Origin of the sequence: Pseudomonas sp. PDNC002 (assembly GCF_016919445.1) — a bacterium.
GTDB lineage: Bacteria > Pseudomonadota > Gammaproteobacteria > Pseudomonadales > Pseudomonadaceae > Pseudomonas.
This window is the reverse complement of record NZ_CP070356.1, coordinates 899,137-923,593: the sequence shown is the minus strand read 5'-3', so window position 1 is coordinate 923,593 and position 24,457 is coordinate 899,137. Positions and strand designations below refer to the sequence as shown.

The 24,457-nt window shown below is 65.2% G+C and carries 27 protein-coding genes; 10 read left to right on the top strand and 17 right to left on the bottom strand.

What is annotated here, in order from left to right:
* Nucleotides 1-57 precede the first annotated feature (57 nt).
* Together recG and JVX91_RS04285 are read right to left on the bottom strand one after the other, a co-directional pair.
* Complete coding sequence (recG, locus tag JVX91_RS04290) at nt 58-2,133, bottom strand: ATP-dependent DNA helicase RecG (RefSeq protein WP_205338179.1); 2,076 nt, start codon at nt 2,131-2,133, stop codon at nt 58-60.
* Complete coding sequence (locus JVX91_RS04285; RefSeq protein WP_205338178.1) at nt 2,130-3,062, bottom strand: hydrogen peroxide-inducible genes activator; 933 nt, start codon at nt 3,060-3,062, stop codon at nt 2,130-2,132. The genes recG and JVX91_RS04285 overlap by 4 nt, the downstream gene beginning before the upstream one ends.
* Before the next feature lie 95 nt (nt 3,063-3,157).
* Here JVX91_RS04285 and JVX91_RS04280 point away from each other — a divergent pair, with 95 nt between their 5' ends.
* The 3 genes from JVX91_RS04280 to JVX91_RS04270 all read left to right on the top strand — a co-directional run bounded on the left by JVX91_RS04280 (nt 3,158) and on the right by JVX91_RS04270 (nt 5,517).
* Nucleotides 3,158-4,027: an NAD-dependent epimerase/dehydratase family protein gene (locus JVX91_RS04280; RefSeq protein WP_205338177.1), complete on the top strand. Its 870-nt coding sequence runs from the start codon at nt 3,158-3,160 to the stop codon at nt 4,025-4,027.
* On the top strand, nt 4,027-4,827 hold the full coding sequence (locus tag JVX91_RS04275) for an AraC family transcriptional regulator (RefSeq protein ID WP_205338176.1): 801 nt from the start codon (nt 4,027-4,029) through the stop codon (nt 4,825-4,827). The genes JVX91_RS04280 and JVX91_RS04275 overlap by 1 nt, the downstream gene beginning before the upstream one ends.
* Before the next feature lie 66 nt (nt 4,828-4,893).
* Nucleotides 4,894-5,517, top strand: a complete 624-nt coding sequence (locus tag JVX91_RS04270) for a LysE family translocator (protein ID WP_205338175.1) — start codon at nt 4,894-4,896, stop codon at nt 5,515-5,517.
* Between the two features lie 33 nt (nt 5,518-5,550).
* Here JVX91_RS04270 and JVX91_RS04265 read toward each other — a convergent pair whose 3' ends face one another.
* The 6 genes from JVX91_RS04265 to JVX91_RS04240 all read right to left on the bottom strand — a co-directional run bounded on the left by JVX91_RS04265 (nt 5,551) and on the right by JVX91_RS04240 (nt 10,808).
* On the bottom strand, nt 5,551-6,285 hold the full coding sequence (locus JVX91_RS04265) for a hypothetical protein (protein ID WP_205338174.1): 735 nt from the start codon (nt 6,283-6,285) through the stop codon (nt 5,551-5,553).
* Nucleotides 6,286-6,345: 60 nt separating this feature from the next.
* The gene (locus tag JVX91_RS04260; protein WP_024762056.1) at nt 6,346-6,726 is read right to left on the bottom strand and encodes a RidA family protein; all 381 of its coding nucleotides are present in this window, start codon (nt 6,724-6,726) and stop codon (nt 6,346-6,348) included.
* Nucleotides 6,727-6,746: 20 nt separating this feature from the next.
* The gene (gene spoT / locus JVX91_RS04255) at nt 6,747-8,855 is read right to left on the bottom strand and encodes a bifunctional GTP diphosphokinase/guanosine-3',5'-bis pyrophosphate 3'-pyrophosphohydrolase (protein WP_205338173.1); all 2,109 of its coding nucleotides are present in this window, start codon (nt 8,853-8,855) and stop codon (nt 6,747-6,749) included.
* Between the two features lie 60 nt (nt 8,856-8,915).
* Complete coding sequence (gene rpoZ, locus JVX91_RS04250) at nt 8,916-9,182, bottom strand: DNA-directed RNA polymerase subunit omega (RefSeq protein WP_024762058.1); 267 nt, start codon at nt 9,180-9,182, stop codon at nt 8,916-8,918.
* Between the two features lie 101 nt (nt 9,183-9,283).
* Complete coding sequence (gene gmk, locus JVX91_RS04245) at nt 9,284-9,895, bottom strand: guanylate kinase (protein ID WP_205338172.1); 612 nt, start codon at nt 9,893-9,895, stop codon at nt 9,284-9,286.
* Between the two features lie 49 nt (nt 9,896-9,944).
* On the bottom strand, nt 9,945-10,808 hold the full coding sequence (locus JVX91_RS04240; protein WP_205338171.1) for a YicC/YloC family endoribonuclease: 864 nt from the start codon (nt 10,806-10,808) through the stop codon (nt 9,945-9,947).
* A gap of 167 nt (nt 10,809-10,975) precedes the next feature.
* Between JVX91_RS04240 and rph the strand changes: the two genes are divergently transcribed.
* Entirely contained in the window at nt 10,976-11,695 is a 720-nt protein-coding gene (gene rph / locus JVX91_RS04235) for a ribonuclease PH (protein ID WP_192433402.1), read from the top strand.
* 34 nt (nt 11,696-11,729) lie between these two features.
* On the top strand, nt 11,730-12,101 hold the full coding sequence (locus JVX91_RS04230) for a DUF4870 domain-containing protein (protein WP_205338170.1): 372 nt from the start codon (nt 11,730-11,732) through the stop codon (nt 12,099-12,101).
* 76 nt (nt 12,102-12,177) lie between these two features.
* On the opposite strand, the gene JVX91_RS04225 is transcribed toward JVX91_RS04230, so the two are convergent.
* Nucleotides 12,178-12,957: an exodeoxyribonuclease III gene (locus JVX91_RS04225; protein WP_205338169.1), complete on the bottom strand. Its 780-nt coding sequence runs from the start codon at nt 12,955-12,957 to the stop codon at nt 12,178-12,180.
* Between the two features lie 81 nt (nt 12,958-13,038).
* Here JVX91_RS04225 and pyrE point away from each other — a divergent pair, with 81 nt between their 5' ends.
* Nucleotides 13,039-13,680 carry an orotate phosphoribosyltransferase gene (gene pyrE, locus JVX91_RS04220; RefSeq protein ID WP_088419875.1) on the top strand — a complete coding sequence of 214 codons (642 nt, stop codon included), beginning with the start codon at nt 13,039-13,041 and terminating at the stop codon, nt 13,678-13,680.
* Nucleotides 13,681-13,754: 74 nt separating this feature from the next.
* Nucleotides 13,755-14,306: a DUF4124 domain-containing protein gene (locus JVX91_RS04215; protein ID WP_205339925.1), complete on the top strand. Its 552-nt coding sequence runs from the start codon at nt 13,755-13,757 to the stop codon at nt 14,304-14,306.
* A gap of 16 nt (nt 14,307-14,322) precedes the next feature.
* Here the strand turns inward: JVX91_RS04215 and JVX91_RS04210 are convergent, their stop codons facing one another.
* Genes JVX91_RS04210 through coaBC form a run of 5 tightly spaced genes read right to left on the bottom strand, consistent with a single transcriptional unit; the run spans nt 14,323 to nt 20,105 of the window.
* Nucleotides 14,323-14,769, bottom strand: coding sequence for a thioesterase family protein (locus tag JVX91_RS04210; RefSeq protein WP_205338168.1), 447 nt, complete (start codon nt 14,767-14,769; stop codon nt 14,323-14,325).
* A 57-nt stretch (nt 14,770-14,826) separates the two neighbouring features.
* Entirely contained in the window at nt 14,827-15,732 is a 906-nt protein-coding gene (argB, locus tag JVX91_RS04205; protein ID WP_205338167.1) for an acetylglutamate kinase, read from the bottom strand.
* A gap of 30 nt (nt 15,733-15,762) precedes the next feature.
* Complete coding sequence (locus JVX91_RS04200; RefSeq protein ID WP_205338166.1) at nt 15,763-18,396, bottom strand: phosphomannomutase/phosphoglucomutase; 2,634 nt, start codon at nt 18,394-18,396, stop codon at nt 15,763-15,765.
* Between the two features lie 37 nt (nt 18,397-18,433).
* Nucleotides 18,434-18,889 (bottom strand): dUTP diphosphatase, encoded by a 456-nt coding sequence (dut, locus tag JVX91_RS04195; protein WP_205338165.1) that lies wholly within the window; start codon nt 18,887-18,889, stop codon nt 18,434-18,436.
* A gap of 7 nt (nt 18,890-18,896) precedes the next feature.
* Nucleotides 18,897-20,105, bottom strand: coding sequence for a bifunctional phosphopantothenoylcysteine decarboxylase/phosphopantothenate--cysteine ligase CoaBC (coaBC, locus tag JVX91_RS04190; RefSeq protein ID WP_205338164.1), 1,209 nt, complete (start codon nt 20,103-20,105; stop codon nt 18,897-18,899).
* A 141-nt stretch (nt 20,106-20,246) separates the two neighbouring features.
* Between coaBC and radC the strand changes: the two genes are divergently transcribed.
* The gene (radC, locus tag JVX91_RS04185) at nt 20,247-20,921 is read left to right on the top strand and encodes a DNA repair protein RadC (RefSeq protein ID WP_205338163.1); all 675 of its coding nucleotides are present in this window, start codon (nt 20,247-20,249) and stop codon (nt 20,919-20,921) included.
* On the opposite strand, the gene JVX91_RS04180 is transcribed toward radC, so the two are convergent.
* Together JVX91_RS04180 and JVX91_RS04175 are read right to left on the bottom strand one after the other, a co-directional pair.
* Complete coding sequence (locus tag JVX91_RS04180) at nt 20,907-21,470, bottom strand: DUF2867 domain-containing protein (protein WP_205338162.1); 564 nt, start codon at nt 21,468-21,470, stop codon at nt 20,907-20,909. The genes radC and JVX91_RS04180 overlap by 15 nt on opposite strands.
* 2 nt (nt 21,471-21,472) lie before the next feature.
* On the bottom strand, nt 21,473-23,044 hold the full coding sequence (locus JVX91_RS04175; protein WP_205338161.1) for an ABC transporter substrate-binding protein: 1,572 nt from the start codon (nt 23,042-23,044) through the stop codon (nt 21,473-21,475).
* Nucleotides 23,045-23,408: 364 nt separating this feature from the next.
* Here JVX91_RS04175 and rpmB point away from each other — a divergent pair, with 364 nt between their 5' ends.
* Together rpmB and rpmG are read left to right on the top strand one after the other, a co-directional pair.
* Nucleotides 23,409-23,645: a 50S ribosomal protein L28 gene (gene rpmB, locus JVX91_RS04170; RefSeq protein WP_184596581.1), complete on the top strand. Its 237-nt coding sequence runs from the start codon at nt 23,409-23,411 to the stop codon at nt 23,643-23,645.
* A gap of 12 nt (nt 23,646-23,657) precedes the next feature.
* Nucleotides 23,658-23,813: a 50S ribosomal protein L33 gene (gene rpmG, locus JVX91_RS04165; protein WP_009614117.1), complete on the top strand. Its 156-nt coding sequence runs from the start codon at nt 23,658-23,660 to the stop codon at nt 23,811-23,813.
* A gap of 114 nt (nt 23,814-23,927) precedes the next feature.
* Here rpmG and JVX91_RS04160 read toward each other — a convergent pair whose 3' ends face one another.
* Nucleotides 23,928-24,290 carry a cupin domain-containing protein gene (locus JVX91_RS04160; RefSeq protein ID WP_205338160.1) on the bottom strand — a complete coding sequence of 121 codons (363 nt, stop codon included), beginning with the start codon at nt 24,288-24,290 and terminating at the stop codon, nt 23,928-23,930.
* Nucleotides 24,291-24,457: the final 167 nt, after the last annotated feature.

Genomic DNA, 24,457 nt, shown 5'->3' with positions numbered 1-24,457 from the left:
TATAACCACGCGGTCAACAAGACCGAGCGATCAACTGACCGGCGAGAGTGAAGTAGATCACACTTGCCCGTATTGTTGGCCGTGGCGTAGCCAACGTGCCAGCAACGGGCTCACAGATTGCGGCCAATGCGCCAGCAGCGCCTGGGCGGCGTCGCGTACCGCCGGCAACAGGTCCGCGTCGCGCATCAGGTCGGCGACCTTGAATTGCAGCAGGCCGGTCTGGCGGGTGCCGAGCATTTCGCCTGGACCGCGCAGCTCCAGGTCCTTCTCGGCGATGACGAAGCCATCGCAGGTCTCACGCATGATGCCCAGGCGCTCGCGGCCAATCTGCGACAGCGGCGGGTGATACAGCAGCACGCAGTGGCTCGCGGCGCTGCCCCGGCCGACGCGGCCGCGCAGCTGGTGCAACTGCGCCAGGCCCAGGCGTTCCGGATTCTCGATGATCATCAGGCTGGAGTTGGGCACGTCCACGCCGACTTCGATCACGGTGGTTGCCACCAGCAATTGCAGCATGCCTTCCTTGAAGGCTTCCATGACCACGGCCTTGTCCGCCGGCTTCATGCGCCCGTGGATCAGGCCCACGCGCAGCTCGCCCAGTGCTGAGGAGAGTTCCTCGTAGGTCGTCTCAGCGGCTTGGCAGGTGAGTTCTTCGGATTCTTCGATCAGCGTGCAGACCCAATAGGCCTGGCGGCCTTCGGCGCAGGCGGCGCGCACGCGCTCGATCACTTCGATACGGCGGCTGTCGGCCACCAGCACGGTGTTCACCGGCGTGCGGCCGGGCGGAAGTTCGTCGAGGATCGAGGTGTCCAGGTCGGCGTAGGCGCTCATCGCCAGGGTCCGGGGGATGGGCGTGGCGGTCATGATCAGCTGGTGCGGGCAGAGCCGGCCGTCCACGCCTTTCTGGCGCAGGGCAAGGCGTTGCTGCACGCCGAAGCGGTGCTGCTCGTCGATGATCACCAGGGCCAGGCGCTTGAACTTCACTTCGTCCTGGAACAGCGCGTGAGTGCCGACGATCATCGGCACACCGCCGGCGATCTGCTCCAGCGCGCTGGCGCGGGCCTTGCCCTTGAGCTTGCCGGCCAGCCACGCGACCTCGATACCCAGCGGCTGCAGCCACTTGGTGAAGTTGACGAAATGCTGCTCGGCGAGGATTTCGGTCGGCGCCATCAGTGCCACCTGGTAGCCGGCTTCCAGTGCTTGCAGGGCGGCGAGGGCGGCGACCACGGTCTTGCCGGCGCCCACGTCGCCCTGGACCAGGCGCAGCATCGGCTCGGGCTGGGCAAGGTCGTAGGCGATCTCCGCGCCGACCCGCTGCTGTGCGCCGGTGGGCTTGAAGCCGAGGTTCTTCAGGTACAGCGCCGGCAGGCGTTTGGCCGGCGGTAGCTGCGGCGCGGCCTGGGAGCGTACGCTTTCGCGCAGGCGCTGCAGCGACAACTGGTGGGTCAGCAGTTCTTCGAAGGCGAGACGATGCTGCGCCCAGTGACGGCCTTCGGCGAGCTCTTCCAGGTCGGCATCCGGCGGCGGCCGGTGCAGGTAGCGGATGGCTTCGTCCAGCGGGCCCAGGCGGTAGTCGCGGGCCAGTTCCGCCGGCAGCCAGTCCGGCAGGCTCGACGGGCCGAGGCGCGCCAGGGTCTGCTCGCTGAGCTGGCGCAGACGCTGCTGGGTAAGGCCTTCGGTGGTCGGGTAGATCGGCGTGAGCGTCTGCTCCACCGGCGCCGCGGCGGCGTCGGTGAGCGAGCGGTATTCGGGGTGGTAGATCTCCAGGCCAGAAGCGCCGGGGCGCGCCTCACCGTAGCAGCGCAGGTGCGTGCCGCGCTTGAGGTTTTCCTTCTGCGCCTGGCTGAAGTGGTAGAAGCGCAGGCTTAGCACGCCGGTGCCGTCCTGCAGGCGAACCAGCAAGCTGCGGCGCTTGCCCATCACCACGTCGGCGCCGGAGACCACGCCTTCGACCACTGCATCCTGCCCCGGGCGCAGCGCGCCGATGGGGGTGATGCGGGTGCGGTCCTGGTAGCGCAGCGGCAGGTGGAAGAGGATGTCCTGGAGATTCTCCAGGCCGACCTTTGCCAGCTTTTCTTCCAGCGCGGCGCCCACGCCCTTGAGCGCGGTGACCGGGACATTCGACAGATCGGTCATGCCGGCTCGGCTTCACCCTTGACGGTCGGCTTGGCGACCGAGCACAGGCGGATCGAGTCGGCCAGCACTTCGATGGCGCGCGGTCGCGGGAAGCTGGCGCGCCAGGCGATGGCGACGGTGCGGAAGGGTACCGGCGCGCTGAACGGGCGCACTTCCAGCACGCCCGGCGCGTAGTGGTGGCTGTCCACGGCGGAGAAGGGCAGCACCGATACGCCCAGGCCGGAAGCGACCATGTGGCGGATGGTTTCCAGCGAACTGGATTCCACCGTGGTGTGCTTGTTCTCGCTGCCCTTGTGGGTAGTCGGGCAGGCTTCGAGCACCTGGTCGCGGAAGCAGTGGCCTTCGCCGAGCAGCAGCAGGCTCTTGTCGTTGAGCAGCTCCGGGTCGATGGTCTTCTTCGCGGTCCAGGCGTGGTCTGCCGGCATCAGCACGTAGAAGGGCTCGTCGAACAACTGCAGGGTCAGCACGTCGGCTTCGTGGAACGGCAGGGCGATGATGATCGCGTCCAGTTCGCCGGTGCGCAGCTTGTCGCGCAGGATGTGAGTGAAGTTTTCCTCGATGTACAACGGCATCTGCGGGGCGACCCGGTGCAGCTGCGGAATCAGGTGCGGGAACAGGTACGGGCCGATGGTGTAGATGGCGCCGACCTTGAGCGGCGAGGTCAGCTGGTTCTTGCCGGCCTGGGCCAGTTCGCGGATGCCCTGGGCTTGCTCCAGCACCTTCTGCGCCTGCGCCACGATGCCTTCGCCGACCGGGGTCAAGCGGACAGCGCTCTTGCTGCGCTCGAAGATCAGCACGCCGAGCTCGTCTTCCAGCTTCTTCACGCCCACCGACAGCGTCGGCTGGCTGACGTGGCAGCGCTCCGCGGCGCGGCCGAAGTGTTGCTCCTGGGCAAGCGTGACGATGTAGCGCAGTTCGGTCAGGGTCATGGCGACTAAATCCGTTGAGGTGGCCCAAGCATAGCGGCTGCACCGCCGCGAACCAACCGCGCTAAACTGCCGAGCTTTGATTCGCGGAGCCAAGCATGAGCAAGAGCACCTTCCCGAGCCTGATGATCGTCGGTTGCGGCGATGTCGGCAGCCGCCTGGGGCGCCAACTGGCCGCGCGCGACTGGCGTGTCCATGGCCTGCGCCGCAATGTCGCCGCGCTGCCGCTGGAAGTGCTGCCGGTGGCTGGCGATCTGGCCCAGCTCGAATGCCCCGATACCTGGCCGGTGGGCAACCTGGACTACCTGGTGTACTGCGCCGCCGCGACCCAGCATGACGAGGCCGGCTACCGCGCCGCCTACGTCGAAGGCCTGCGCAACACCCTCGGTTGGCTCAAACAGCGCGGGCAGACGCCCAAGCGCCTGCTGTTCGTTTCCAGCAGCGGCGTGTACGCCCAGCGCGATGGTGAGTGGATCGATGAGACGTCCCCGGCCGAGGCTGAAAGCTATTCCGGCAGCGTGATGCTCGAAGCCGAGCAGGTGGCGCTACAGAGCGGCATTCCCGCCAGCGTCGTGCGCCTCACCGGCATCTACGGCCCGGGCCGCGAGTGGCTGCTCAAGCAGGTGCGCGACGGCTACCGAGTGGCCAGCGAACCGCCGCTGTACGCCAACCGCATTCATGCAGAGGATTGCGCGGGCCTGCTGGCGCATCTGCTGGAAGCCGATCGCAACGGTGTTGCGCTGGAAGACTGCTACCTGGGCGTCGACAACGATCCCGCCGCGTTGCACGACGTGGTCGCCTGGCTGCGTGAGCACCTTGGCGTGACCCACTGGGCCGACGAGCAGACCGTGCGCCGCGCCGGCAGCAAGCGCTGCAGCAACGCCCGCGCCCGCGCGCTGGGCTGGGAACCGCGTTACCCGAGCTTCCGCGAAGGCTACGCGGCGATTCTGGCGGGCAAGCAGGACTGATGGACGCCAACCGGCTGCTGGCGCGCCCCTGGTTGCCGGGGGTGGAGTTGTTCCATGCGGACTTCTCCGGCCAGCCGTTCGGCCGTCATAGCCACGATGCCTTCGCCATCGGCGCCATCCTCCACGGTGCTGGTGGCTACCAGTGTCGGGGCGCACATCACGTGCTGCCCGCGGGCACCCTGTCGCTGATGAACCCGGAGGAGCCGCACACCGGCAACGCCGAGTCGGAGCGGCTGGTCTACCGCATGCTCTACATCGAGGAGTCGCGCCTGCTGCCGTTGCTGGGGCGCAAGCAGTTGCCGCGTGGTTTCCAGGCGCTCAATCCGCATGACGACGGGCAAGTCGCGGAGGCGCTGCGGCGTGTGGCAAGCGAGTTCGAACGCAACGATGCGCTGGGGCTGGAGAGCGAGTTGCTGGCGCTGCTGGAGCTGGTGTTCGTCCGTCACGGCGGGATGCGGCCGAATGCGGCGGCCTCACGCGACGGCAGCGTGACGGCGAAGCTGCGCGACTACCTGGAGGCGCATTACCGCGAGGCGGTCAGCCTCGAAGAGCTTGCCGCGCTGTTGCAGCGCCATCCGCGTCATCTGATCGAAGCTTTCCGCACCGCCTACGGCGTGCCGCCGCATACCTATCTGCTGCAACGGCGTATCCGCGAGGCCAAGCGCCTGCTGGTGGCCGGTGAGAAGCCGCTGGACGTCGCGCTTTCGCTGGGCTTCTACGACCAGGCGCATTTTTCCGGCACCTTCCGCCGCTTTACCGGCGTCACTCCCGGTCACTTCCTGCGCGCCACGCGCACCTGACTTTCTTCCAAGACTGGCGCCGGCCGGCCTCTCCAGACTGCGCGACATCGCATTCGGGAGATCGCCATGTTTGCCGCCTTCGCGCTGGTCGCCAGCACTCACTTCGCCGCTCTGCTGTCGCCGGGGCCGGATTTCTTCCTGCTGATCCGTGCCGCCTTGTTGCGCGGGCGGCGCCATGCGGACGGCTGTGCCGCCGGCATCGCCCTGGCGAATCTGGCTAGCATGCTGCTGGTGTTGTTCGTCCTCGGCCTGCTGCCGGAGGTGGCGAGCCATGGGTTGCGCGTCGTGCAACTGCTGGGCGGGGGGTATTTCGTCTGGCTCGGTGCGCAGGCATTGCTGGCGCGGCGCGAGTTGGAAATTCCCACGGCGCTGGGCCAGCCGCGGTCTGGAGGATTTCTGCGGGGAATGCGCGAGGGGTTGCTGGCCAGCAGCCTGAACCCCAAGTTGCCGATCTTCTACACCGGCCTGTTTGGTGTGCTCGGCCAGTTCCAGCTGCCAGCGTGGGCGCTGGGCGTCTGCGTGTTGTGGATGGGCGCGGTGGTGTTGCTGTGGGACCTGTTGCTGGTCCGCTTGCTGGATCGTCCGCGCTGGCGTGGCTGGCTCAAGCGCCGGGTGACGGCGCTGGACAGGATATGCGGAGGGCTGCTGCTGGCGCTGGGTGGCTGGCTGCTGTGGAGCGGGTTGCGCTGATTTTTTCCAATCGAGCCTGCCCGCTCGCGTGGATCAGTCGCGCTCCAGGGTCCAGACCTTGTTGCCCGGCGCGTAGCTGGGCATCTCGTCGGCCTGGGCGCGGTTCACCGCCTCGAACAGCTCCAGCTTGTCGCCATCGCGTTCGAACAGGTACTCGCGGCCTTGCTGGCCCTGTTGCAGCCAGATGCTGTCGTTGTCGCCGCTCATGGCCGCGCAGTCGCCGGCCAGGCACAGCGCATAGCGGTCGAAGCCGGGCATGCCTTCGAGACTGCCATTGGGCTGGAACTTGACCTTGCCGCCCTTGCCTTCGCCTTCCTCGATGATCCAGGTACCGTTGAGATAAGCCGCATAGAGAGCATTCTCGAACGTACTGCCGGCCGGGCCCTGTGCGGCAGGCTGCTCCTTGGGGCGAAGGAAGCGCTGCTCGGGCCAGTTGTCGCTGCCGACCTGCACCAGCTCCTTGCCATCCAGCTCCAGGGCTTCCTGGTTGCTGCCGTAGAAGTCGACGCGGTAGTGCTTGGGATCGGTCTGGGTCAGTTGGCCTTCACCCAGCTCGAAGCCGTTGCTGAAGGTGGCCTGCTGCGTCTTGGTGTCGATCTTCCATTCCAGATTCGGACCGTAGCCCAGCAGCGCCTCGCGCAATTTTCCGCCCTTGCCGGCGGCGTCGATGGCGGCCTGGTTGACCCAGACACCGGAAGGGTCGGACGGGGTGCCGGCACAGCCGGCGAGCAGGCCGAGCAGGGCGCTCAGGATCAGGGCGCGACGCATGTTTGCTCCTTGCGGACAAAGGAACGGGGCCGCTGGGGCCCCGTAGGTGTTTCGTGACGCTTATTCCAGGACGACGATGGCGTCCATCTCGACCTGGGCGCCTTTCGGCAGGGCAGCGACGCCGATGGCGGCGCGGGCCGGGTAGGGCTGGGTGAAGTATTTGCCCATGATCTCGTTGACCTTGGCGAAGTGCGACAGGTCGGTGAGGAAGATGTTCAGCTTGGCCACGTCGTGCAGATAGCCGCCGGAGGCTTCGATCACGGCTTTCAGGTTCTCGAAGACCTGGACGGTCTGCTCTTCGAAGCCCTCGACCAGTTCCATGGTTTTCGGGTCCAGCGGGATCTGACCGGAGACATAGACGGTGTTGCCGGCCTTGATGGCCTGGGAGTAGGTACCGATGGCGGCCGGGGCTTTGTCGGTATGGATTACGGTCTTGGTCATGTCGACTCCTTAGGGTGGGATCAGCTGCGCATGCGGGTGATGCGAATCACGCCCTTGAGCGCGCGCAGCTTCTTGATGACGCGGGCCAGGTGCACACGGTCATGCACGCTGACGACGAGCTGGACCACGCTGATGCGGCCGTCGCGCTCGTCCATGCTGATCTTCTCGATGTTGCCGTCGGCGGCGTTGACGCTGGTCGCCAGCAGGGCGATCAGGCCGCGCTGGTGCTCCAGTTCGACACGCAGTTCGACGTTGAATTCGCCGGTGACATCCTTGGCCCAACTGAGCTGGATGCATTTTTCCGGGTTGTGGCGGATTTCGAGGATGTTCCGGCAGTTCTCCAGGTGCACGACCATGCCCTTGCCGGCGGACAGGTGGCCGACGATCGGGTCACCGGGGATCGGCGTGCAGCACTTGGCGTAGCTGAGGACCAGGCCCTCGGTGCCGCGGATCGCCAGCGGCCCTTCGGCGCTGGGCGCTTCCTCGCCTTCGCTGGACAGCAGGCGACGCGCGACCACGTAGGCCATGCGGTTGCCGAGGCCGATTTCTTCCAGCAAGTCCTCGAAGACTTCCATGCGGTACTCGGCGAGCACGCCCTGGATGCGCTCCTGCGGGATTTTCTCCAGGTGGCTGTCGAAGCCAGCCAGGGTCTTGTTCAGCAGGCGCTCGCCGAGGTTGATCGACTCGGAGCGGCGCTGCAACTTGAGCGCGTGGCGGATGTGCGTGCGCGCCTTGCCGGTGACCACGAAGTTGAGCCAGGCCGGATTCGGCCGGGTGCCGGGCGCGGTGACGATTTCCACCGTCGCGCCGCTCTGCAGCGGTTCGGACAGCGGCGCCAGGCGGCGGTTGATACGGCAGGCGATGCAGCTGTTGCCGACGTCGGTGTGCACCGCGTAGGCGAAGTCAACGGCCGTGGAGCCCTTGGGCAGCTCCATGATGCGGCCCTTGGGCGTGAAGACGTAGACCTCGTCCGGGAACAGGTCGATCTTCACGTTCTCGATGAATTCCAGCGAGTTGCCGGCGCGTTGCTGCAGCTCGAGGATGCCCTTCACCCACTGGCGGGCGCGGGCGTGGGTGCCCTTGGGCGATTCGTCCTCGCTGGACTTGTACAGCCAGTGCGCGGCGATGCCGTGGTTGGCCATCTCTTCCATCTCGCGGGTGCGGATCTGGATCTCGATGGGCACGCCGTGCATGCCGAACAGCGTGGTGTGCAACGACTGGTAGCCGTTGGCCTTGGGAATCGCGATGTAGTCCTTGAAGCGACCGGGGAACGGCTTGTACAGGTTGTGCACGGCGCCGAGCACGCGGTAGCAGGTGTCGACCTTGTCGACGATGATGCGGAAGGCGTAGACGTCCATGATCTCGGTGAACGCCTTGCGCTTGCCGCGCATCTTCTTGTAGATGCTGAACAGGTGCTTCTCGCGGCCCAGGACCTGGCCTTCCATCTCCTCGCGGGCGAGGCAGTTGACCAGCGATTCCTGGATCTTGCCGACGATCTCGCGGCGGTTGCCACGGGCCTTCTTCACCGCCTGGCGGATACGCTCGGAGCGCATCGGGTGCATGGCCTTGAAGCCGAGGTCCTCGAACTCCACGCGCATGCTGTGCATGCCCAGCCGGTTGGCGATGGGGGCGTAGATTTCCAGGGTTTCCTTGGCGATGCGCCGGCGCTTCTCGCCCGACAGCACTTCCAGGGTGCGCATGTTGTGCAGGCGGTCGGCCAGCTTGACCAGGATCACGCGGATGTCGCGCGCCATGGCCATGGCCATCTTCTGGAAGTTCTCGGCTTGCGCCTCGGCCTTGGACTCGAAGTTCATCTGGGTCAGCTTGCTGACCCCGTCCACCAGTTCCGAGACGGTCTCGCCGAACTGCGCGGTGAGCGCTTCCTTGGCGATGCCGGTGTCCTCGATCACGTCGTGCAGCATGGCCGCCATCAGGCTCTGATGGTCCATGTGCATGTCGGCGAGGATATTGGCGACGGCGAGCGGATGCGTGACGTAGGCTTCGCCGCTGCGGCGGCGCTGCCCGTCATGGGCCTGCTCGGCGTAGTAGTAGGCGCGGCGAACCAGGTTGACCTGATCCGGGCCCAGATAGCTCGATAGCCGGTCGGCGAAGGCGTCTATGCTCGGCATGGGTCAACCCCCTGCCGAGCAGAACATCGCGGCGCGCCGATTCGTCGGCCCGACATCGACTTACAGGGCCTCGTTGTTGGCCTCGTCTTCAAAAGCAGCGAACAGCGGCTCTTCTTCAACCACGTCCTCCTGCTGAACGATGTCAGCATCCACCAGGCCCGACGCGATTTCGCGCAGAGCGACGACGGTGGGCTTGTCGTTTTCCCACGGTACCTTGGGCTCTTTGCCGCCGGTAGCCAGTTGGCGCGAACGCTTGGTGGCGAGCATGACCAGCTCGAAACGGTTATCGACGTTGTCCAGGCAGTCTTCAACGGTGACGCGGGCCATGGTGTTCCTCATTACGCAAATGGAGACCCGGAGAATTACCGGGCGGACTGGATAGTCTAAAAAATCGCCAATCTTTATGGAAGTGCCTTTGCTCGCCCGTTTCAGGCCAGCAGGCGTTGGAGCAGCTCGGTGTGGCGTTGCTGCTGGGCATCCTGGCGCAGCTGGCGGGCGCGGAAGATCGCCTTGAGGTCTTCCAGCGCGTGGGCGAAATCGTCGTTGATCACCAGGTGATCGTACTCCACATAGTGGCTCATTTCGCTGACGGCTTCCTGCATGCGCCGCTCGATCACCTCGTCGCTGTCCTGGCCACGGTTGGTCAGGCGCTGGCGCAGGGCTTCCTGGGTCGGCGGCAGGATGAAGATCGACTGCGCCTCGGGCATCAGCCGGCGTACCTGCTGCGCGCCCTGCCAGTCGATCTCCAGGATCAGGTCGTTGCCTTCGGCGAGGGTCTTCTCCACCCAGCGCTGGGAGGTGCCATAGAGGTTGTCGAAGACCTGCGCGTGTTCCAGGAACTCGTTGCGCTCAAGCATGGCCCTGAAGGTGTCGTGGCCGACGAAGTGGTAGTTCACCCCGTCCACTTCGCCCGGACGCATGCCGCGGGTGGTGTGGGAGACCGAGACGCGCACGCTGGGCATGGCGTCGAGCAGGGCCTTGACCAGGCTGGTCTTGCCGGCGCCGGACGGGGCGGAAACGATGTAGAGGGTGCCGGACATGGCGCTTTCCTGGAGTAACGGTTGACGTGGGGAAGCCGGGAACGCCGGCTTACTCGATATTCTGGACCTGCTCGCGCATCTGCTCGATCAGGACCTTGAGGTTGACCGCGGCCTGGGTGGAGCGCGGGTCGAAAGCTTTCGAACCTAGCGTGTTGGCCTCGCGGTTGAGTTCCTGCATCAGGAAGTCGAGGCGGCGACCGGCGGCGCCGCCGGCCTTGAGCACGCGGCGCACTTCGGTGACGTGGGTAGTCAGGCGGTCGAGCTCTTCGGCGACGTCGCTCTTCTGCGCCAACAGGACCATTTCCTGCTCCAGGCGCTGCGGGTCGAGATCGGCCTTCATCTCGGTGAAGCGATCGAGGATCTTCTGACGCTGGTTGGCGAGCATCTGCGGCACCAGCTCGCGCAGGTTCACCACTTCTTCCTGCATGGCGCTCAGGCGTTCGTCGATAATCTTCGCCAGCTCCGCGCCTTCGCGGGCGCGGCCGGCCTTGAGTTCGTCCAGGGCCTGGTTGAAGGCGGCCAGCGCGCTGGCATTGAGTGCCTGCGGGTCGGCGGCATCGCCCACCAGCACGCCGGGCCAGGCCAGCACCGCGAGCGGATCGAGCGGCGCGGGCTGCTGGATCAGGCCGGCGACGGTCTCGGCGGCGGCGACCAGCTGTGCGGCGCGCTCACGGTCGACCTGCAGTGGCTTGCCGGCGTTTTCCTCATTGAAGCGCAGGGTGCATTCCACTTTGCCGCGCGACAGGCCCTGGCGCAGCGCCTCGCGCACCGCGCCTTCGAGATCACGGAAGGCTTCGGGCAGGCGCAGGTTGGGCTCGAGGTAGCGGTGGTTGACCGAGCGCAGCTCCCAGCTGAGGGTGCCATGGGTACCGGCGCGCTCGACGCGGGCGAAGGCGGTCATGCTGTGCACCATGGGATTACCTCGCTGGATGCTTTTGGGAAAACGGCCGACAGACCGTCGGAAACCGGTAATTGTACCCCAGCGTGGCGCGCCGCCGCACGCCGGCGGTGGTTGTGCCCGCCCGCTGGCCTCTATAATGGCGGACATTCCCCCGCCAGCAATCTGTACAGGATGCCTCCATGAACCGTCCCAGTGGCCGCGCCGCCGACCAACTGCGCCCGATCCGTATCACCCGCCATTACACCAAGCACGCCGAGGGCTCCGTGCTGGTGGAGTTCGGCGACACCAAGGTGATCTGCACCGTCAGCGCCGAATCCGGTGTGCCGCGCTTCCTCAAGGGCCAGGGCCAGGGCTGGCTGACCGCCGAGTACGGCATGCTGCCGCGCTCCACCGGCGAGCGTAACCAGCGCGAAGCCGCGCGCGGCAAGCAGGGTGGCCGCACCCTGGAAATCCAGCGCCTGATCGGCCGCTCCCTGCGCGCCGCGCTGGACCTGTCCAAGCTGGGCGAGAACACCCTGTACATCGATTGCGATGTGATCCAGGCCGACGGCGGCACCCGCACCGCGTCCATCACCGGCGCCACCGTGGCGCTGATCGACGCCCTGGCTGTGCTGAAGAAGCGCGGCGCGCTCAAGGGCAACCCGCTCAAGCAGATGGTCGCCGCGGTGTCCGTGGGCATGTACCAGGGCGAGCCGGTGCTGGACCTGGACTACCTGGAAGATTCCGCCGCCGAGACCGACCTGAACGTGGTCATGACCGATGCCGGCGGCTTCATCGAAGTCCAGGGCACCGCTGAAGGCGCGCCCTTCCAGCCGGCCGAGCTGAATGCCATGCTGGAGCTGGCGCAGCAGGGCCTGCGCGAACTGTTCGAACTGCAGCGCGCCGCGCTGGCCGAGTGATCCGACGGGCGGTGGCCCGGAGAAGGAGCGAAAGATGAACGACGAAGTACCCGTGCAACAGGCTCGACCGAGCCAAGAAGCCCGGCAATGGGCGATGTTCTGTCACTTCGCGGCCTTCCTCGGCTTCATCTTCCCGTTTGGCAACCTGCTCGGGCCGCTGATCGTCTGGCAGGTCAAGCGTGAGTCGGATCCCTTCATCGACCAGCAGGGCAAGGAAGCGCTGAACTTCCAGATCACCGTGACCCTCGCGGTGCTGGTCAGCTTCCTGCTGATGCTGGTGGTGATTGGTTTCTTCCTGCTGGGGCTGGTGAGCATCGGTGCGCTGGTCCTCACCATCATCGCCGGTGTGAAGGCCAACGAGGGGTTGGACTATCGCTATCCCTTCACCTGGCGTCCGATCAAGTAAGCGCCGAACTCCAGGCACGAAAAAGCCGGCTCGAAGCCGGCTTTTTTCTGTCCGCCATTCGGCGGTACGACGGGGCTCAAATGCTCAGCGTCCAGTCGTAGTCCACGATCAGCGGCGCATGCTGGGAGAAGCGCGGCTGGCGCGGCAGCTTGGCACTGCGCACGAAGCGGCGCAGGCCCGGTGTCAGCACCTGGTAGTCGAAACGCCAGCCCAGGTTCAGAAGCTCGGCCTGTTCGCTTTCCGGCCACCAGCTGTACTGGTCGCCTTCGCGGTTGACCTCGCGCAGGGCGTCGACATAGCCCATGGTGCCGAAGATCTCATCCATCCAGCCGCGCTCCGGCGCCATGAAGCCGGGCATCTGCTGGCACTCGCGCCAGTTCTTCACGTCCAGCTTCTGGTGCGCGACGTAGAGCGAGCCGCAATAGATGTATTCGCGGCGCTTGCGGCGCTGCTTGTTCATGTACTGGGCGAAATCGTCCATGAACTTGAACTTGTGGTTCAGGTTCTCATCCCCTTCCTGCCCGGTAGGCAGCAGGAGAGTGGCGATACTCACCTTATCGAAATCGGCTTGCAGGTAGCGCCCGTAACGATCGGCCATCTCGAAACCCAGGCCGCTTATGACGGCCTTGGGTTGCAGACGACTATAGATTGCGACGCCGCCCTGACTGGGCACTTCGGCATCGCAGGCGTACAGGAAGTAGCCATCCAGTTGGTAGGACGGGTCATCCAGATCGAAAGCGGAGGCGCGGGTATCCTGCAAGCAGATCACGTCGGCATTCTGGGCTTGCAGCCAACTGAGCAATCCACGCTCCGCTGCAGCCTGAATACCATTCACGTTCACACTGATGATCCGCATAAATGGCCCCCAAAATCACGTGTGTGTATGATACCCGAGCTCAAACGGTTTAGCTAAATTCATACCGGCCGGTCCTCCTCCATGCACGCATATCAACGCGATTTCATCCGCTTCGCCATCGAGCGCGGCGTTTTGCGCTTCGGCGAGTTCACGCTCAAGTCCGGGCGCACCAGTCCCTATTTCTTCAATGCCGGGTTGTTCAATACCGGCGTTGCGCTGTCCCAGCTGGGTCGTTTCTACGCCAGCGCGGTGGTCGACAGTGGCATACCTTTCGACGTGTTGTTCGGCCCGGCCTATAAAGGAATTCCGTTGGCGGCCGCTACAGCGATTGCATTGGCCGAGCAGCACGGCCGCGACCTGCCCTGGTGCTTCAACCGCAAGGAAGCCAAGGACCACGGCGAAGGCGGTACGCTGGTGGGCGCGCCGCTGACCGGCCGCGCATTGATCATCGATGACGTGATCACTGCCGGCACCGCGATCCGCGAGGTGATGCAGATCATCGACGCCCAGGGCGCTCAGGCGGCCGGCGTGCTGATCGCGCTGAACCGCCAGGAGCGCGGCAAGGGCGAGCTGTCGGCGATCCAGGAAGTTGAACGGGACTTTTCGATTCCGGTCGTAAGCATTGTCTCGCTGGAGCAGGTGCTGGAATATCTCGCCGGTGATGCGCAACTCAAGCAGCATCTTTCGGCGGTCGAGGCGTATCGGGCTCAATACGGTATCTAAGCGGATCTAAGGTGTCGGGCATGGCCAAGCAGGGTGCTTACCGTTACAGGGTGTGGATGGGGCTTCTGGGGGCCATGCTCGCCGGCCAGGCGATTGCCGGCAGCCAGGTCGAGATGTATCGCTATGTCAACGACAAGGGCGTGACCGTCATCGATCGTCTGGGCGTGCCGCCGCAGTACATCGGCAAGGGTTACCAGGTGCTCAACGAGCAGGGCCGGGTTATCCGCGAAGTGCCGCCGGCGCCGACCGCCGCCGAGATCGAGCAGCGCAAGGCGGACGCCGCCCGCGCGAGTTCCGACCAGCAATTGCTGCGCATGTATACCAGCGTGGAAGATGTCGACCGCGCCCGTGATCGCAAGCTGGCCGAGCTCGACGGCCTGACCAGCGTGGCCAGGGGCAACCTGCAGTCACTCAAGACCCAGCAGGCCAACCTGCAATCGCGCGCCGCCGATCAGGAGCGCGCCGGGCGGCAGGTACCGGAAGACCTGGTGGCTCAACTGGGCAACCTGCGCGATGACGAGCAGCGGCTGCAGCAGGACATCGCCCGCTATCAGCAATTGCGCATTCAGTCGCAGGACAGCTTCGCCGCCGACCGCGCGCGCGTCGCCCAGTTGCTGGGCAACTGAGCGGGCGGCTCGCCGCTCATTGCAGCGGCGAGCAGCGTTCGAATTCGTTGATCTTTCCGCGCAGCCAGTCCGGCACGGGCTGGCTCGTCCGGTCTTCGCCTGCGTAGGCGTAGACCAGTTCTCCCAGTGTGAGCAATTGCTCGTCGCACCAGATCGCCACCTGGAACGTCAGGCTGCTGCGGCCCAGGCGGCTGACGCGCACGCCCATCTCCAGCCAGTCGTCGAAGCGCGCCGGCGCCAGGTATTCCAGCGTGGTCTTCACCGCGAACAGATCTCCGCCGCCACGCAGCAGGTCGGCCGGATAGCTTACGCCCAGGTGGCGGTAGTATTCGGTCGTCGCGACGTCGGCGTAGGTCAGGTAATTGCCGTTGAAGACGATGCCTTGCGGGTCGACCTCCGACCAGCGCACGCGCAGGCCGTGGAAGAAGCTGAAGTCGTTGCGGGAAGCGGGAGACGCGGCCATGCGGAACTCCATGGGCAAAAAAACACCCGCGAGGATCGCTCCTGGCGGGTGTCTTGATCAGCGGTGCTTGCGGTTGGTGATCAGGGTGCCGACGCCGCTGTCGGTGAATATCTCCAGCAGCACGGCGTTGGGCACGCGGCCATCGATGATGTGCGCGCTGGTCACGCCACCTTGCACGGCTTCGAGCGCGCAGCGGATCTTCGGCAGCATGCCGCCGTAGATGGTGCCGTCGGCGATCAGCTCGTTGACCTGCTCAGTGGTCAGGCCGGTGAGCACCTGGCCCTGCTTGTCCATCAGGCCGGCGATGTTGGTGAGCAGCATCAGCTTCTCGGCCTTCAGCGCCTCGGCCACCTTGCCGGCCACGAGGTCGGCGTTGATGTTGTAGGACTCGCCATTGGCACCCACGCCGATCGGCGCGATGACCGGGATGAAGTCGCCCTGCACCAGCATGTTCAGCAGGTCCACGTTGACCCCGGTGACTTCGCCTACGTGGCCGATGTCGATGATTTCCGGCTTGGTCATCTCCGGGGTCTGGCGGGTAACGGTGAGCTTCTTCGCACGGATCAGCTCGGCGTCCTTCCCGGTCAGGCCGATGGCGCTGCCGCCATGGCGGTTGATCAGGTTGACGATGTCCTTGTTCACCTGGCCGCCGAGGACCATCTCCACCACGTCCATGGTCTGCGCGTCGGTGACGCGCATGCCATCGATGAAGTGACTTTCGATCGACAGGCGATTGAGCAGGTCGCCGATCTGCGGACCACCACCATGGACCACCACCGGGTTGATACCGACGGCTTTCATCAGCACCACGTCGCGGGCGAAGCTGTTCTTCAGCTCGTCCGTTTCCATGGCGTTGCCGCCGTACTTGATCACCAGCGTCTTGCCGACGAACCGGCGGATATAGGGCAGGGCTTCGGCAAGGACGCGGGCAACCTGGGCGGCGTCATCGCGGCTCTGGGTCATGGTGGGCTCCGGCATAGTCTTACTTGAGGGTCAGAAGGGCAGGCTGAGGGCGGGGTCGACCGCTTTCAGCTGGGTGCGGAACACTTCCTTGATGCGTTCCAGTTCTTCCTGGGAGTCCGCCTCGAAACGTAGGACCAGCACCGGCGTGGTGTTGGACGCGCGAACCAGGCCCCAGCCTTTGGGGTAATCGACACGCACGCCGTCGAGGGTGGTGAGGTTGGCTTCGCCCCACTGGCCGCGGGCCTGCAGCGCCTCGATCAGGGCGAACTTGCCCTCGTCGGTGACGGTGATGTTGATTTCCGGGGTGGAGATGTCCATCGGGAAGGCGGAGAACACGCGCTCGGCATCGCGCTTGTCCAGGCTGATGATTTCCAGCAGGCGAGCGGCGCTGTAGATGCCGTCGTCGAAGCCGTACCAGCGTTCCTTGAAGAAGATGTGGCCGCTCATCTCGCCTGCGAGCAGTGCGCCGGTTTCCTTCATCTTCTTCTTGATCAGCGAGTGACCGGTCTTCCACATCACCGGACGGCCGCCGTAGCCGCTGATCAGCGAGATCAGGCGGCGGGTGCATTTGACGTCGAAGATGATGTCGGCGCCCGGATTGCGCGAGACCACGTCCTTGGCGAACAGCATCAGCAGACGGTCGGGATAGATGATGGTGCCTTCGTTGGTCACCACGCCCACGCGGTCACCGTCGCCGTCGAAGGCCAGGCCCAGGTCGGCGCCGGTCTCTTTCACCTTGGCGATCAGGTCTTCCAGGTTCTCGGGCTTGCCCGGGTCCGGGTGGTGGTTGGGGAAGGTGCCGTCGACGTCGCAGTACAGCGGAATGACGGTGCAGCCCAGGGCTTCGATCAGTTGCGGCGCAATCACGCCGGCCACGCCGTTGCCGCAGTCCACCACCACTTTCAGCGGCTTGGCCAGGGCGATGTCATCGCGGATCTGCTTGAAGTAGCGCGGCAGGATGTCGATCTGCTGCACGCTGCCCACGCCGGAGGCGAGGTCGTTGTTCTGGATGCGCTCACGCAGGGCCTGGATCTGCTCGTTGGCCAGGGTCTCGCCGGCGACGACGATCTTGAAGCCGTTGTAGTCCGGCGGGTTGTGGCTACCGGTGAGCATCACGCCGGATTTGCCTTCCAGGACGTTGGCCGCGTAGTACAGGACCGGAGTGGGCACCATGCCGACGTCGGTAACCTGGCAGCCGCAGTCGAGCAGGCCCTGGATCAGTTGCTGGACCAACTCCGGGCCGGACAGGCGGCCGTCGCGGCCGACGGAGACGCACGGCTCGCCGCGCGCCAGGCTTTCGGAGCCGATCGCCCGGCCTACCCAGTAGGCGGTTTCGGCGGTCAGGGTGTCGCCGACCACGCCGCGAATGTCGTAGGCGCGGAAGATGCTGGCGGGCAGTTGCGGGGCTTTAGGCGTGCTCATAGCGGGTGTTTGCTCCAATCCCAGGAGATCCTGGTCTTCATCAAGAATGTCGATGTCCAGAATGTCGGTGCTCTGGAACAGCGGGTCGACCAATGGCGCATCGGAGGCCGCGCCCGGGGCGCTGGCCACAGCCACCGCAGGGGCGGGAGTCGGCTGGGCAGGCGTTGCGGGGGCGGCGACAGGTGCACTGGCACCATTCGTTTCGGTTTTGCGGCGTGGCTGGCGGGCCAGCGCCTGAGCCAGCGCCTGCAGACTCGGCAGGCTTAGCTCAGGAGCTTTGGCAGTTCGTTGGCCGGCGAGTTCCTGAATGAACTGGCCCAGGGCCTGGGCATCCTTGCTGACACGGCGCTGCATGGCGCCCTGCGCAAGGTAGAGACCGAGCAGGGCGCCGGCGAGGGCGAGCAGCGCGGCAATACCCAGCAGGGCGGGTGAGTACAGGGGCTCGGTAATGCTCGCGCCGGGCGTGAAGCTGAGCTTCCAGTTGGGGTTGCCGCTGGGGAGTTGCTGAGCAGGCGCGCCGCTGGCCTGCCCCTGTTGCAGCAGGATCTGCGCAGGGGAGTTGCCGAATTGCTGGGAAAGCTGCAGTTGTCCGACGTCGGTCGGCAGCGGCGGCAAGGTGCTCAACAGGCGTTGCAGGTCGACGACCAGCAGCAGGGTGCCCTGGATGGTGTTGTCCGCTGCGCGCAGCGCCGTCGGGCTGTACACCAGCCAGCGATTGCCGACCTTGTAGGCCTCCGGCGCGACACTCTGGCCGCTTTCCACGCGGTGCAGCATGTCCAGCGCGGCATAGTTCAGCGGGCCCGGGCGCGAGGTGTCCTGCACCGCCTGGCCATTGGCATTGAGGTGCACATCCACCAGGCCGTCCAGGTGCCCCTGGGCGAGTGCCTTTTCAATTCCGGCGATTCGTGCGGGATCGTTGCTCTGCAGGATCGGGAGCAGCTCCGGGTTGCCGGCCATGCTGCGGCCGTCCGCTGCCAGCAGGCTCAGCGACTGGCGCAGGCCGCCAGCCTGGCTACCTCCCCAGGCGCTGCCCAGTTTTGCGGCCTGCACTGCGTCGGCCTGCCCGAACAGGGTGAACCACAGCAGCACGCCGGCCGCTGCCACGCCGCCGATCGACAGGACCAGGGCGGGCAGCAAGGGTTTGACGTCCAGCTTGGGGGCGGGCGTTCTGGCAGCCTTCTCCGCCGGAACGAGGTCCGGCAGTTCGGTGCTGTCCTTGGCAGTGCGTTGGAAAAGTTTCATGCAACGTCTCCTCGGCGATTCATCCTGAATGGGAAGGTCAATGGCTACCGGAGTGACCGAAGCCGCCGGCGCCGCGCTGGCTTTCGTCGAAGGTCTCGACCAGCTCGAAATGCGCCTGCACCACCGGCACCAGCACCAGCTGGGCGATACGTTCGCCGATGGCGATCTTGAAAGCGGTATTGCCGCGATTCCAGCACGACACCATCAGTTCGCCCTGGTAGTCCGAGTCGATCAGCCCGACCAGGTTGCCCAGCACGATGCCGTGCTTGTGGCCCAGGCCCGAGCGCGGAAGGATCAGAGCGGCCAGGCCCGGATCGGCGATGTAGATGGACAGGCCGGTGGGGATCAGGACGGTCTGGCCTGGCTCGAGGGTCAGGTCTTCCTTGAGCATGGCGCGCAGGTCGAGGCCGGCGGAGCCCGGAGTGGCGTACTGGGGCAGGGGGAATTCGTTGCCCAGGCGGGAGTCGAGGATCTTGGCTTGCAGGGAATGCATTGGGTTCTCAGTGTTGATTGATACGGTCGGCGATGAAGGCGATCAGCTGACGGGCGATCTTGCCCTTGCTGGTCTGGGCGAACGCAGTCTTGTGCAATTCGCGATCGATGACCGTGATGGCGTTCTCTTCACTATTGAAGCCGATTGACGGATTCGCCACGTCATTGGCGACGATCAGGTCGAGATTCTTGTCCTTGAGCTTGCGCGAGGCGTACTCGAGCAGGTTCTCGGTCTCGGCGGCGAAGCCGACGCTGAAGGGGCGGTCGCTGCGTTGCGCGAGGGTGGCGAGAATGTCGGGATTGCGCACCAGCTGCAAGAGCAGGCCGTCACCCTTGGTGGGGTCTTTCTTCAGCTTCTGCGGTGCGACCAGTTCCGGGCGGTAGTCGGCTACTGCGGCGGAGGCGATCAGGATGTCCGCCGGCATCGCCGCTTCGCAGGCGGCGAGCATGTCGCGGGCACTGACCACGTCGACGCGGTTCACCCGGTCAGGCGTGGGCAGGTGCACCGGACCGGTCACCAGGGTCACGCGCGCGCCGGCTTCGGCGGCGGCTTCGGCCAGGGCGAAGCCCATTTTTCCGGAGCTGTGGTTGGTGATGTAGCGCACCGGGTCGATGTTTTCCTGGGTCGGCCCTGCGGTGATCAGGATGTGCTGGCCGGTCAGGGCCTTGAACTCGAAGCAGTCGGCGGCCAGCTGCGCCAGCTCCTCGGCTTCGAGCATGCGGCCCGGGCCGACATCGCCGCAGGCCTGGCTGCCGGCGGCGGGGCCGAAGAAGTGCAAGCCGCGGCTGCGCAGAAGCTCGGCGTTGACCTGGGTGGCCGGGTCGCGCCACATGGCCTGGTTCATCGCCGGGGCGAGGGCTACCTGTGCGTCGGTGGCGAGCACCAGGGTGGTCAGCAGGTCGTTGGCTACGCCCTGGGCCAGGCGCGCCATCAGGTCGGCGGTGGCGGGTGCGATCAGCACCAGGTCGGCCCAGCGGGCCAGCTCGATGTGCCCCATGGCCGCTTCGGCGGCGGGGTCGAGCAGGTCCAGGTGGACCGGATGGCCGGACAACGCCTGGAGGGTGAGAGGGGTGATGAACTCGCGGCCACCCTGGGTCATCACGACACGCACCTCGGCGCCCTGGTCGCGCAAGCGACGGACCAGTTCGGCGCTCTTGTAGGCGGCGATACCGCCTCCGACGCCCAGAACGATGCGTTTACGATAGAGCCGCTGCATAGGCCAGCCTTAAATACGGAAATGGATGACGCGCGCTGAAGCCGACGACGCCTCCCCAGGCCTCCGGCTGCGCGAAGCGAGGGGGCTAAGATAGCACAGCGCCTGCGCGGGAACAGCGGGCGGACAAGACCTGGAGGTCCCTTGAGTATTCGTGACTGGCCCGCGGCGGAACGCCCGCGGGAGAAACTCCTCGAACGCGGCGCGGCGAGTCTGAGCGACGCCGAGTTGCTGGCCATCTTCCTGCGCACCGGCGTGGTCGGCTGCAGCGCCGTCGACCTGGCGCGGCGCCTGCTGAGTGAATTCGGCAGCCTGCGGGCACTGCTGGAGGCGGATCTGGAATCGTTCTGCAGCCACCTGGGGCTGGGCGTGGCCAAGTTCGTGCAATTGCAGGCCGTTCTGGAGATTGCCCGGCGTCATCTCGCCGAGCAGATCAGCCGCGATCCTGCCCTGGAAAGCCCCCAGGCAGTGCGGGACTTCCTCAAGTCACGGCTGCGCCATGAACCGCACGAAGTCTTCGCCTGCCTGTTCATGGACAACCGCCACCGGGTGCTGGGCTTCGAGGTGCTGTTCCACGGCTCCATCGACAATGCCAGCGTCTACCCGCGGCAGATCGTCAAGCGCGCCCTAGCGCACAATGCGGCGGCCCTGATCCTCACGCACAACCACCCTTCCGGGGTCTGCGAGCCGAGTCATTCCGATCGCCTGCTCACCCGGCGCATCGTCGATGCGCTGGCGCTGATCGACGTGCGTGTGCTGGATCATTTCATCGTCGGCGACGGCGAGCCGCAGTCGATGGCGGAGCTAGGAATGCTCTGACGCGCGGCGTTCTATGTCGCGCAGCAGGCGTCTGCGAATCAGGCCGCTGACGGGGCGGATGGCCAGCCAGTAAGGCGCGAACAGCAACTGGCTACGGGCGTCCGGACAGTGCACGCGGGTTTCAGTGCGAACACGGGTGGTGCCATCGCCGTCGCCTGGGTCGCAGGAAAAATGCAGCATCAGCCTGGCGGTACCGGGTTCGGAGAAATGCCGGAAGCTTTCACCGTCGGCACACGGACGCAGGCCGAAGTCGCTGCGCCAGAAACGCCCGATCAGTCCATACGCAAGTTCCCGATCGCCGTTGCGGCCGAGCAAGGTGAACTCATGCAGGCCGAAACGCGGGCGGTCAGCCAGGGCATTGCGTAGCCCCAGCCGAAGTGCCAGGCGGGCCGGGGCTTCGCGAATCTGCAAGAAACGCGAAGCCAGCGGGTCGTGCTCGGCGGTCAGCTCCGTGACCGCATCCAGCACCCGTGTTGGCGTGGCCCGCATGTCCCGCGAGTGTCGCTCGGAGAACTGGAAATCCGGCAGCAGTCGCTCCAGGAGCTCCATGCTCAGAGCTGGACCTTGGAGAAGTCCTGGCGGCCGAACGGGCTCACCGTGTAACCCTTTACGTCCTTGCGGGTGATGGCGGTCGCGGTGGGGTGCGCCAGCGGCAACCACAGCGCCTGGTCGTGGATGATCTGCTGCGCCTGGTGATACAGCTCGCTGCGCTTGGCCTGGTCGGCTACCGCCTTGCCCTGGCTGATCAGCCCGTCGAGTTTCTCATCGCAGTAGCGGGCGAAATTCAGGCCGGACTTGACGCTGGCGCAGGAGAATTGCGGGGTGAGGAAGTTGTCCGGGTCGCCGTTGTCGCCGGCCCAGCCCATGAACAGCAGGTCATGCTCGCCGGCCTTGGCGCGGCGGATCAGTTCGCCCCATTCGATCACGCGGATCTCGGCCTGAATGCCGATCTGCGCCAGGTCCGACTGCAACAGCTGCGCGCCAGTGCTGGGGTTCGGGTTGAGCAGGCTGCCCGAAGGGCGGGTCCAGATGGTGGTCTTGAAGCCGTCCTTGTGCCCGGCTTCGGCGAGCAGTGCACGGGCCTTGTCGAGATCGCGCGGATAGCCGGGGATGTCCTTGGCATAGCTCCAGGTGTTGGGTGGATAGATACCGTTGGCCGGTGTGGCGCTGCCGGCGAAGACCGTTTCCAGGTAGCTGCGCTTGTCGAAGGCGAGGTTGATGGCCTGGCGTACCTTGGGGTTGTCGAGTGGCGGGTGCTGGCTGTTGATGCCGACGAAGGCGGTCATGAATGCCGGGGTCTGCTCCACCTTCAGGTCGGCGGCCTTGGTCGCCGCTTCGACGTCCACCGGCTTGGGCGACAGAGCGATCTGGCACTCGCCGCGCTTGAGCTTTTGCAGGCGCACGCTGGCATCCGGGGTGATGGCGAACACCAGGTTATCCACAGCCGGCTTGCCGCCGAAGTATTCGGCGTTGGCGCTGTAGCGCACCACGGCGTCCTTCTGGAAGCGCTTGAAGACGAAGGGTCCGGTGCCGATCGGCTGGGCGTTGAGCTTCTCGGGGGTGCCGGCCTTCATCAGTTGGTCGGCGTATTCGGCGGAATAGATGGAGGCGAAGCCCATGCTGAGCATCGCCAGGAAGGTCGCGTCCGGATGGGTGAGGGTGAAGCGCACGTGATGCGCGTCGACCTTCTCCACGGCTTTCACCAGGGTCGGTAGTTGCATCGACTGGGCGTGCGGGAAGCCGCTCTGCGCCACCTTGTGCCAGGGCTGGGTGGGATCGAGCATGCGCTGGAAGCTGAACATCACATCGTCGGCATCCAGCGCGCGGCCTGGCTTGAAGTAGTCGGTGTGGTGGAAGGCGACGTCGTCGCGCAACTGGAAGTCATAGGTCAGGCCATCGTCGGAGACCTTCCAGCTCTCCGCCAGGCTCGGCACCACTTCGCCGCGGGCGGCGTCGAAGTCCACCAGGCGGTTCATCAGTACGTCGGCCGAGGCGTTGGTGGTGGTCAGCGAGTTGTACTGGACCACGTCGAAGCCTTCGGGACTGGCTTCGGTGCAGACACTCAGCGAGGCGGCACTGGCGAGGGCGGGAGAAATCAGAAGGGCGAGCAGGGCAAGACGCATGACGAACTCCGTGAGAGGTGGCAAGATGCCCATCCGCGCGGCTGGGCAGGTCATGCAAGGCTGTTGGCAACCTCGAAGGGGCTACCCTAGACCAAGCTGCCGGCAGCCACAACGATGACAGGCGACGAACGGCAGCAGTGCCGCGCCCCACGGGGGCTGGCGTCGCCTTTCTCGGCGTATGCTTGCCCTTGCGGCGCGAAGCGACTTTCTGATATAAAGCTGCGCTCTTTTCTGGGGCCCTGCCTGATCCTGCGACTCGATCGCGGCGAAGCGGCAGTTAAGACCCCGGTGAAACTGAGAATCCTATTGAGTTAAGCAGCCAACCCATGCCGGGTTTGGCATGTGGTTTATAGAGGGCTGAGCCATGTCGAGAGTTTGCCAAGTGACCGGTAAGGGTCCGGTTACCGGGAATAACATTTCCCACGCACACAACAAAACCCGTCGCCGTTTCCTGCCGAACCTGCAGCATCACCGTTTCTGGGTAGAAGCCGAGAAGCGTTTCGTACGTCTGCGCGTTTCCGCTAAAGGCATGCGTATCATCGACAAGCGTGGTATCGAGGCCGTTCTGAACGACCTGCGCGCCCGCGGCGAAAAATTCTAAGGAGCTGCAGTCATGCGTGAACTGATCCGTTTGGTGTCCAGCGCCGGTACCGGCCACTTCTACACCACCGACAAGAACAAGCGCACCAAGCCTGAGAAAATCGAGATCAAGAAATTCGATCCGGTTGTTCGCAAGCACGTGATCTACAAGGAAGCCAAGATCAAGTAATTGATCTTCGCCCTTGTGAAGAAACCCGCCCAAGTGGCGGGTTTTTTCTTGCCTGCGGAAAAGTCGACACGAAAAAAAGCCCGCCTACTGGCGGGCTTTTTCATGCCTGGGGGATCAGGCCTTCTGTTCGAAGATCACGTAGACCTTGCGGCAGGGCTCCAGCACTTCCCAGGTGCCGCTGAAGCCGGCCGGGATGACGAAGCGATCGCCGACGCGCACGGTCTTGGCGCCGCCGTTGGCATCACGGATCACCGACACGCCCTGGAGGATCTCGCAGTATTCGTGCTCGGTGTAGCTGACGTTCCAGTGGCCCGGCTCGCCTTCCCAGATGCCCACGTTGAACTGGCCGCAGCCGCTGGAGTAGTGGTTGCGTACGTTCTGCGCCGGGTCGCCCTTGATGATGCGGTCCGGGGCGGGGCGGTAGTGTTCGGGGGCGGTGGTGGCCTGGGCGAAATCGACGATCTGCTCGACGTTCATGGCGGTCTCGGTTCTTGTGTGTTTGTTTGCCAGAGTGCGTGCGTGCACGCGCGACGCTGTTGGATATTTCGCTCGACGCCGTGGTCGGTGACTATTCAGGCATCGATTCAGGCGAGTCTATGTTTAATAAAACGAACGTGACAAGGCTGTTTTGCCGTCTAGTGTAA

Coding starts and splice junctions, on each gene's coding strand:
- recG (WP_205338179.1), bottom strand. CDS start 2,133: ATGACCGATCTGTCGAATGTCCCGGTCACCGCGCTCAAGGGCGTGGGC.
- JVX91_RS04285 (WP_205338178.1), bottom strand. CDS start 3,062: ATGACCCTGACCGAACTGCGCTACATCGTCACGCTTGCCCAGGAGCAA.
- JVX91_RS04280 (WP_205338177.1), top strand. CDS start 3,158: ATGAGCAAGAGCACCTTCCCGAGCCTGATGATCGTCGGTTGCGGCGAT.
- JVX91_RS04275 (WP_205338176.1), top strand. CDS start 4,027: ATGGACGCCAACCGGCTGCTGGCGCGCCCCTGGTTGCCGGGGGTGGAG.
- JVX91_RS04270 (WP_205338175.1), top strand. CDS start 4,894: ATGTTTGCCGCCTTCGCGCTGGTCGCCAGCACTCACTTCGCCGCTCTG.
- JVX91_RS04265 (WP_205338174.1), bottom strand. CDS start 6,285: ATGCGTCGCGCCCTGATCCTGAGCGCCCTGCTCGGCCTGCTCGCCGGC.
- JVX91_RS04260 (WP_024762056.1), bottom strand. CDS start 6,726: ATGACCAAGACCGTAATCCATACCGACAAAGCCCCGGCCGCCATCGGT.
- spoT (WP_205338173.1), bottom strand. CDS start 8,855: ATGCCGAGCATAGACGCCTTCGCCGACCGGCTATCGAGCTATCTGGGC.
- rpoZ (WP_024762058.1), bottom strand. CDS start 9,182: ATGGCCCGCGTCACCGTTGAAGACTGCCTGGACAACGTCGATAACCGT.
- gmk (WP_205338172.1), bottom strand. CDS start 9,895: ATGTCCGGCACCCTCTACATCGTTTCCGCCCCGTCCGGCGCCGGCAAG.
- JVX91_RS04240 (WP_205338171.1), bottom strand. CDS start 10,808: ATGGTGCACAGCATGACCGCCTTCGCCCGCGTCGAGCGCGCCGGTACC.
- rph (WP_192433402.1), top strand. CDS start 10,976: ATGAACCGTCCCAGTGGCCGCGCCGCCGACCAACTGCGCCCGATCCGT.
- JVX91_RS04230 (WP_205338170.1), top strand. CDS start 11,730: ATGAACGACGAAGTACCCGTGCAACAGGCTCGACCGAGCCAAGAAGCC.
- JVX91_RS04225 (WP_205338169.1), bottom strand. CDS start 12,957: ATGCGGATCATCAGTGTGAACGTGAATGGTATTCAGGCTGCAGCGGAG.
- pyrE (WP_088419875.1), top strand. CDS start 13,039: ATGCACGCATATCAACGCGATTTCATCCGCTTCGCCATCGAGCGCGGC.
- JVX91_RS04215 (WP_205339925.1), top strand. CDS start 13,755: ATGCTCGCCGGCCAGGCGATTGCCGGCAGCCAGGTCGAGATGTATCGC.
- JVX91_RS04210 (WP_205338168.1), bottom strand. CDS start 14,769: ATGGCCGCGTCTCCCGCTTCCCGCAACGACTTCAGCTTCTTCCACGGC.
- argB (WP_205338167.1), bottom strand. CDS start 15,732: ATGACCCAGAGCCGCGATGACGCCGCCCAGGTTGCCCGCGTCCTTGCC.
- JVX91_RS04200 (WP_205338166.1), bottom strand. CDS start 18,396: ATGAAACTTTTCCAACGCACTGCCAAGGACAGCACCGAACTGCCGGAC.
- dut (WP_205338165.1), bottom strand. CDS start 18,889: ATGCATTCCCTGCAAGCCAAGATCCTCGACTCCCGCCTGGGCAACGAA.
- coaBC (WP_205338164.1), bottom strand. CDS start 20,105: ATGCAGCGGCTCTATCGTAAACGCATCGTTCTGGGCGTCGGAGGCGGT.
- JVX91_RS04180 (WP_205338162.1), bottom strand. CDS start 21,470: ATGGAGCTCCTGGAGCGACTGCTGCCGGATTTCCAGTTCTCCGAGCGA.
- JVX91_RS04175 (WP_205338161.1), bottom strand. CDS start 23,044: ATGCGTCTTGCCCTGCTCGCCCTTCTGATTTCTCCCGCCCTCGCCAGT.
- rpmB (WP_184596581.1), top strand. CDS start 23,409: ATGTCGAGAGTTTGCCAAGTGACCGGTAAGGGTCCGGTTACCGGGAAT.
- rpmG (WP_009614117.1), top strand. CDS start 23,658: ATGCGTGAACTGATCCGTTTGGTGTCCAGCGCCGGTACCGGCCACTTC.
- JVX91_RS04160 (WP_205338160.1), bottom strand. CDS start 24,290: ATGAACGTCGAGCAGATCGTCGATTTCGCCCAGGCCACCACCGCCCCC.